Raw genomic sequence first — 2,290 nt, forward strand, 5'->3', positions numbered from 1 at the left:
CACCAGCAGGCGGCGACCGCCCTCCTTGATGCCGACCAGGCCCTGGTTCCAGCCCTTGATGACCGGGGCGTTGCCCAGGTCCTCGACGTCGAAGGTCGCGCCGCGCTCGAAGGACGAGTCGGCGGTCTGGCCGTCGCTGAAGGTCACCAGCTCGTAGTTGACGGTGACCGTGGAGCCCGCCTTGGCCTCGACGCCCTCGCCCTCCTTGAGGTCGCGGGAGAGCAGGCCGTCCTGCGGGGCGCAGTCCTTCGGCACGGTGATGGTCGGCTTCTGGCCGAAGTCGCCGGTGACCTGGTACTGCTCGGGCTGGCAGGGCGGGCCGGAGGGCTTGCTGACCTTGTTGCCGCCGGTCTGCGCGGCGGGCGCGGTGGCGGCGGGGGTGTTCTCCCCGGTCTGGGTGGACGGGCGGTCGCTGGGGGTGCAGGCGGTCAGCGCCACTCCGGCGGACAGCAAGGACACGAGAGCCAGGGCCGATCGGCCGACGGTACGCATGGTGGTCGAGCTTATGGGGCGGGCACGGGGACGTCTCGCCCAGGTCGCCCGCGCAGGCTGAACGGGTGGTGGGGAAAATTCACTGAAAATGTCCAACCAAATACGCCTTCCGCAAAACTGCGGCCCCGCGTACAGTTGCTCCCCGCACCAACCATAACACCACGCGGCACTGATCCGTTCGTGTGCCGTCCAAGGAGGTGACACCGTGTCGGCGGAGCCGGACGGCGTCCGCATGAAGCTGTTGGTGGAATTGTTCTGGACCCGGACCGGGCTTCTCCTGCTGATACTGGTGACCACTTCCGGGATCTCGATGGTGATTTCCAGCGGGATGGCGGAGGGGACGGCGAGGAACCTGGTCGCCGCGCTCGCCTCCAGCACGCTGGTGTCCGCGGTCGTCGGGTTCACCCAGACGCTCGTGACCAGCACGGCGACCCGCCGCGCGATGGTCGAGCCGGTGGTCGCGGAGAGCCGGAAGGCGCTGCGCGAGCTGACCGACGAGTACCGGGCGCTGGACCGCGAGTTCTTCCCCAGCCACGTGTTCGAGCCGACCGCCAAGCCGGACCCGGCGTTCAACCAGCTCATGATGCAGGACCTGGAGCGCACCAGGCTGTACTGCTTCCGCGGGTTCGCGGGCCGGTACGCCGCGTCCCGCCTGCTGCTGGCCAAGTCCGAGTGCGAGCTGCGCGTGGTGCTCGCCGACCCGGCCGACGAGGACGCGATCACCGGCAGGGCCAGGTACCTGCTGCGCAACGCGGGTTCCGACGGCGACTACGACACCATCCGCGCCGACCTGCGCGAGCAGGTCGCGGTCGGGTTGGTGGGCCTGTTCCTGGCGCGGGGGCGGGCCAGCCGGATCGACGTGACCATCGTGTCCGACCCGCCGCTGGACCGGTTGGAGCTGTTCGACGACAGCGCCTGGCTGACCCTGTACACCGGGACCGCGTCCGGTTCGATGCGGCTCTACCCGCGCACGCTGAGGTTCTCCGAGGGTTCCTTTCTCTACGGGATGGAAAGGGCCGAGTTCCTCAGGATCAGCAATTCCAAGGCGGGGTTCCACTTCTCGCTGACTCCCGCGACCGCTCGGGCTGACTTCTTCGCGCTCTTCGAGAAGATCACCGGGACCGCATTGGCGGAACCGGCGTTCGACGCACTGGAGGCGAAGTTCCACCACTTCCGCCGGGAATTCTCCGCCTCTGCTCAGTTGGGGAGCTGATAAGCAGTGCTGACCCACACCACCGAGATCTCCGCCCTCGCGGAGCTCGCCGCCCTCGTCTCGGACGACCACCCACCAGGCCCGGTGAACTGGGACCGGGTCGCGGAGGGCTTCTCCGCGTGGGCCGGTGATCCGGGGCTGCGCGAGCGGCTGAGGGAGGAGCTGCGCGCGCTCGGCCCGAGGGAGGAGACGCGCGTGGTGGCCCGGTCCCGCGAGACGACGACGCACTTCGCCTGGTGCCTGCGGGACGAGCCCGCCGAGCCGTTCACGTTCTGGCTGCACGAGTACAAGCCGCAGCGGGACTGGCGGCCGGGCTACGCCGACTCCGTCCACAACCACCGCTACCACTTCTGCACGGTCATCCTGTCGGGCGGCTACCTGCACGAGCGCTACCGCGTGCGGCTGGCGCCCGAGGGCACGGCGATCTCCGAGGTCGCCCCGCTGCGCAGCGCCGACTGCCGGGCCGGGGTGTCCGGGACGATGCTGGCGCACGAGTTCCACCGCATCCCGCGCGCGATCGACGGGACGATGACGTTCCTGGTCAAGTCGCGGGCGGTGAGACCGTGGAGCCTGTCCTACGACCCC

Annotated in this window: 3 protein-coding genes; 2 read left to right on the plus strand and 1 reads right to left on the minus strand. The window is 69.6% G+C overall.

Annotated elements, in window-relative coordinates; genetic code table 11:
- On the minus strand, nt 1-459 hold a 459-nt coding region (locus ACTUAL_RS13925), incomplete at its 3' end, for an FKBP-type peptidyl-prolyl cis-trans isomerase (protein WP_440900531.1).
- 238 nt (nt 460-697) lie between these two features.
- Between ACTUAL_RS13925 and ACTUAL_RS13930 the strand changes: the two genes are divergently transcribed.
- Together ACTUAL_RS13930 and ACTUAL_RS13935 are read left to right on the plus strand one after the other, a co-directional pair.
- A complete protein-coding gene (locus ACTUAL_RS13930) occupies nt 698-1,705 on the plus strand; it encodes a hypothetical protein (RefSeq protein WP_440900532.1) in 1,008 nt (335 codons plus the stop codon).
- 6 nt (nt 1,706-1,711) lie between these two features.
- Nucleotides 1,712-2,290: hypothetical protein (locus tag ACTUAL_RS13935; RefSeq protein WP_440900533.1), on the plus strand; the 579-nt coding region annotated here is incomplete at its 3' end.

The organism is Actinosynnema sp. (assembly GCF_052038725.1).